This window comes from Halomonas sp. 707D4, assembly GCF_024158685.1.
GTDB lineage: Bacteria > Pseudomonadota > Gammaproteobacteria > Pseudomonadales > Halomonadaceae > Vreelandella.
The window spans coordinates 1-4,641 of the sequence record NZ_JAMZBD010000252.1 but is presented as its reverse complement, the minus strand read 5'-3'; the positions used below and the strand labels follow the sequence as shown (position 1 = coordinate 4,641).

Below are 4,641 nucleotides of genomic sequence, written 5' to 3'. Positions count from 1 at the left end.
GGTGGTGGGCGTACCACGACTCCCTACGCCGGCATTATCCGGTTCAGGTTCCAAGGGTGCGTCTCAGCCCGAAGGGGCGCCCCTGTCGTGATGCTACTATCCGGGTCCTGGCGCGGCTTGTAAAGCCGTCACGATGTCAGTGCACCGCGTCCATGGCGTGCTGGCGCAGCGTGGTCATCGGGATGATGTCCAGCGTCTTCTCGTTGGTGCCGGAAAGGATGACCGGCGGGGCCAGGCCCACCTCGGCGGCTTCCAGCCAGCGCGATGCGCACAGGCACCAGCGATCGCCCGGGGCGAGGCCCGGAAAGCCGAATTCCGGGCGTGGCGTGGTCAGGTCGTTGCCCTGGGCCTGGGAGAACGCCAGAAACTCCTCGGTGACGATGGCGCATACCGAGTGCACGCCGACGTCGTCCGGGCCCACGCGGCAGAAACCGTCGCGGTAGAAGCCGGCCTTGGGGCTGTGGCAGCAAGGCGTCAAGGGTTCGCCTAGAACGTTACGGTCGCGAGACATGGTGCCTCCGTGGCGGGGCTGGAATTAGCCAGTCCCTGCCCTCATTGTCATGGAAGTGGATGAGCGTGGCGCGAGGTAGCACGCCACTTGCATCGATTAGTGTACATACTTGTACACGGTATCGGTTTCGTCAAAGTATCACGATCCATCAGGAGCATTTAATGAGTTTCAACGGCGAACAGCATCCCGGCGTCGTCCCCGCGCCGGGCAATACCCAAGGGTTTCGCTTGAACCACACCATGCTGCGGGCGAAGGATCCCGAGGCGTCGCTTGCGTTCTACTCCAGGGTGTTCGGCATGCGCGTGCTGAGAAAGCTCGACTTCGAGGAGATGCAGTTCTCGCTCTACTTCCTGGCCAATGTCAAGCAAGGCGAGGCGATCCCCGAGGATACTCGCGAACGCACCGCCTGGACCTTCGGCCAGAAAGGGCTTCTCGAGCTGACCCACAACTGGGGCACCGAGCAGCAGACGGACTTCGCCTACCACGACGGCAACGCCGAGCCTCAAGGCTTCGGGCACATCTGCTTCAGCGTGCCGGATCTCGCTGCCGCCCAGGCCTGGTTCGACGTGTGTGGCGTCACCTTCGTCAAGCGCGCCGAGCAGGGCAAGATGAAGGACGTGATCTTCGTCAAGGACCCGGACGGCTACTGGATCGAGGTGATCCAGGCCGATCTGATGGCCGGCATGGGCACTTAAGTGGCGCATCTGCTGTTTCGGCTGCGTCACGTGACCGACGAGGAGGCCCAGGAGGTTCGCGCGCTGCTTTTCGAGCGCGGCTTCGACGTCTACGAGACCCAGGCGGGCTTTTTCCGCCTGGGGGTGGACGCGATCTGGCTGCGCCGCGACGACCAGCGCGACGCCGCCGAGGCCGCCCTCGATGCCTACCAGAAGGAGCGCCAGGCAAACCAGCGGCGCGCCTTCGAGCAGGCCCGGGCGCGCGGCGAGAACCCGACGCTGTGGCGGCGTTTCATGGCCCACCCCGTTCAAGTGGCGCTGACGCTGGCGGCGGTACTGGTGATCGTGCTGCTGACGCTGGCGCCGTTTGTCGGCCTGCACGCGCCGTGACGGCCCCTCAGGCCGCCGAGAGGTGGCCGCGCTTGAGGTAGAGAGTGACGCCGTCGCTACCTGCCGCGAGGGCGGGCTGCGCCCCGAACGGGTAGCGACACCAGCTACCCGTCGGGTACACGGTGTCGCTCTCCACGAGGGTGCCTTCGAGTACCAGAAGCTCCAGCCCCTTGCTCGATGACGGGTCGTCGACCGTCACCCCGGCCTCCCACCGCTCGAGGCTCACCCGCTCCTGGCCGTGGGCATGCAGCGCCTTGTAGCGAATGCCCAGGCGGCGATCCGGTTGCCAGGGCAGCCGGTGGGCGGGCAGGGCGATGTGGCGCGTGTCGCTGTGCTCGAACTGGTGGAGCTTGACCAGAATCAGTGCCCCCTCCTCGCCGATGCGAGGCGCGTGCGCCGTGCCAATGGGGTTTCTCAGGTAGTTGCCCGCCGGGTAGCGGCCGTGCTCGTCGCCGAACACGCCCTCCAGCACCAGAATCTCCTCGCCGCCGCCGTGGGTGTGCGCGTCGAAGCGGCTGTTCGGCGCGTAGCGCACCAGGCTCGTGGCGCGCGCCACCTCGTCACCGATCCGGTCCAGCATCATGCGCTCGACCCCGGCACTGGGCGAGGCGACCCACTGGTACGCCTCCGGTGTCACGCAGGCAAACCGTGAAAAATCGGCATTCAGTCGCATGGGGGAACGCTCGTCGTCACTGGGCAGGAGGGCCAGTCTCGCCATCCGCGCGCCAAAAAGCAACGGCTACGCAGGCGCTGCCCCGTCACCAGGCGGCGCGCATGCCCTCGACGAGCCGGTAGGCGGCCTCGATGCGCGCCGCATTGGGGTAGTTGCGGTTGGCCAGCAGTACCACGCTGATACGCTCGTCGGGGGCGATGGCGACGTAGTTGCCGAAGCCGTTGGTGGCCCCGGTCTTGTGCAGCCACCCTGCCGTCGAAGGCGGCAGCGGCGGCGCCCTGCGCTCGACCGCGTTGGGCTCGAGCACCACCTCCAGGGCGCTGCCCGCCGTCAACTGCTCCAGGGTGGCCGGCGCGGCGTAGCGCTCCCAGCCAAGCCCCTGGGCCATGTCACCGAGCGCGAAGTAGCCGGCCTGGGTCGTGTTCATCGCCGCCTGCAGGGGCGCCGTGGGCGCGCCGGCCCGATGCGCCTCCAGAAAGCGCAGCACGTCGCTGGCGGTCGCCTTCAGCCCGTAGGCCTGGGCGTCCAGCAGCCCGGGATTGACGCGAAGCGGCGCGTCGCTCGCCGAATAGCCGTAGGCGTAGTGCTCGCGCTCGTCGGCGGGCACGTCGAAGAAACTGTGTTCGATCCCCAGCGGGGCGAACACGTGCTCGGCCATCGCCTCGTCAAACGGCTGCGCCAGGCGTTCGGCGGTGATATAGCCCAGCAGCCCGATGCTCGGGTTGGAGTAGAGCCTGTGGGTGCCCGGGGCGAAATCCGGCCGCCAGTCGCGAAAGTACTCGAGCATGGCCTCATCGCCCTCGAGCGTCTCGGGAAACTGCAACGGCAGGCCGCCCGCCGTGTAGGTGGCGAGCTCCAGCAGGCTGATGTCGTCGAAGGCGCTACCGGCAAGCGCGGCCAGGTGGCGGCTTGCGGCGTCGTCCAGGGCGAACACGTCCTGGGTCTCGGCGTAGGCGGCCAGTGTCGCCGTGTAGAGCTTGCTGATCGATCCAAGCTCGAACAGGGTGCGTTCGTCCACCGCGCGGCTCGCCTCGAGGTCGGCCAGGCCGTAGTAGAAGAGATGCTGCTCGCCGTCCACGCTCAGCCCCACCGCCATGCCGGGGATCCGGTATTCGGCCATCAGCGGGCGAATGACGTCGTCGACCTGTGCCGCCAGTCGGGTGTCCGGTTCGGCATGGGCCAGCGTGGCCGGCAGCAGCGCAGCCGCTCCCAGCGCGAAGGCGGTGAATAGGTGGGCAGGCATGAAAGGGCACCGTGTGGTTTAAAGGGGGCGAATGGCCGGTGCCGGGAGTATGGCGCGTTAGCGGCGCGGCCACCAGCGCGAGCGGCCACGAAAAAGCGCCCGCGAGGGGCGCTTTAAAAGGGCGTGCCACTCAGTGGCTATGCTCGTGCTCGTGGCTGTGGTCATGCTCATGATCGTGAGCATGGTCATGGTCATGGCCGTGATCGTGGTCATGAGCCTGCTCGCCATGGCCAGGGCGGGCCAGGGCGTCGTGCAGGAGCTCGGCGTTGTGGCGCATCATGCCGAGATAGGTGCTGGCCGAGCCGTCGCTCGACAGCGCGTCGGCATACAGCGTGCCGGCGACGGGAAGCCCGGTCTCTTCGGCGAGCTGGTCGATCACCGCCGAGTTGGTCATGTTCTCGTAGAACAGCGCCTGCACGCCCTCGGCGTTGATCAGGTCCACCAGGGCCGCCATGCTGGCGCCGCTGGGCTCCACTTCGGTGGAGAGCCCGGTGGGCGACAAAAAGCGCACGCCGTAGGCGTTGGCGAAGTAGCCGAAGGAGTCGTGCCCGGTGATCACGCTGGTCGAGGGCGGAATGTCACCGATCAGGGTGCGAATCTCGCCGTCGAGCTCGCCCATCTCCTCCAGGTAGCGCTCGGCGTTGGCGCGATAGTCGTCGGCGTTCTCCTCGTCGGCATCGATCAGGCCGTCGCGGATGTTGGCGATGTAGACGCGCGCCTGGCGCATGTCCTGCCAGGCGTGGGGGTCGAACTCGCCGTGCTCGTGATCGTGGTCATGGCCGTGATCATGCGCGTGTTCGTGTTCGTGTTCGTGTTCGTGAGAGTGGCCGTGATCGTGGTCGTGGTCGTGCGGATGGTAGTCGAGCGTGTCGATGCCGTCGGTGGCGACGATCAGCTCGCCCTGGTAATCGCTGGAGTCGAGCAGGCGCTCCATCCACCCCTCGAGCAGCAGGCCGTTGAAGACGACCAGATCCGCCTCGGCCAGGGCGCGGGCGTCACCGGGGCGAGGCGAGTAGACGTGGGTATCGCCGTCGGGGCCGACCAGCGAGGTCACCTCGACGTGCTCGCCGCCGACGTTCTCGACCATGTCCGCCAGGATCGAGAAACTGGTGACGACCTGGACGCGATCGGCGGCGAGTGCGGCGAGGTG

At 67.2% G+C, this 4,641-nt stretch carries 6 protein-coding genes and 1 riboswitch; of the genes, 2 read left to right on the top strand and 4 right to left on the bottom strand.

The window, feature by feature from the left end; all coding sequences use genetic code 11:
• Positions 1–3: 3 nt before the first annotated feature.
• A riboswitch (TPP riboswitch) is annotated at positions 4–94 on the bottom strand.
• Between the two features lie 42 nt (positions 95–136).
• Positions 137–511, bottom strand: a complete 375-nt coding sequence (locus tag BIS11_RS11325) for a DUF2237 family protein (RefSeq protein ID WP_253426213.1) — start codon at positions 509–511, stop codon at positions 137–139.
• 161 nt (positions 512–672) lie between these two features.
• Here BIS11_RS11325 and gloA point away from each other — a divergent pair, with 161 nt between their 5' ends.
• Both gloA and BIS11_RS11315 read left to right on the top strand, forming a co-directional pair.
• Positions 673–1,206, top strand: a complete 534-nt coding sequence (gene gloA, locus BIS11_RS11320) for a lactoylglutathione lyase (protein ID WP_253426211.1) — start codon at positions 673–675, stop codon at positions 1,204–1,206.
• Entirely contained in the window at positions 1,207–1,575 is a 369-nt protein-coding gene (locus BIS11_RS11315) for a DUF6164 family protein (protein ID WP_253426209.1), read from the top strand.
• 7 nt (positions 1,576–1,582) lie between these two features.
• On the opposite strand, the gene BIS11_RS11310 is transcribed toward BIS11_RS11315, so the two are convergent.
• The 3 genes from BIS11_RS11310 to BIS11_RS11300 all read right to left on the bottom strand — a co-directional run.
• Positions 1,583–2,248, bottom strand: a complete 666-nt coding sequence (locus BIS11_RS11310; protein WP_253426207.1) for a cupin domain-containing protein — start codon at positions 2,246–2,248, stop codon at positions 1,583–1,585.
• Positions 2,249–2,333: 85 nt separating this feature from the next.
• Positions 2,334–3,491, bottom strand: a complete 1,158-nt coding sequence (ampC, locus tag BIS11_RS11305; protein ID WP_253586066.1) for a class C beta-lactamase — start codon at positions 3,489–3,491, stop codon at positions 2,334–2,336.
• Between the two features lie 130 nt (positions 3,492–3,621).
• Positions 3,622–4,641, bottom strand: a 1,020-nt coding sequence (locus BIS11_RS11300; RefSeq protein ID WP_253586065.1) for a zinc ABC transporter substrate-binding protein, incomplete at its 5' end; no start/stop codon positions are given.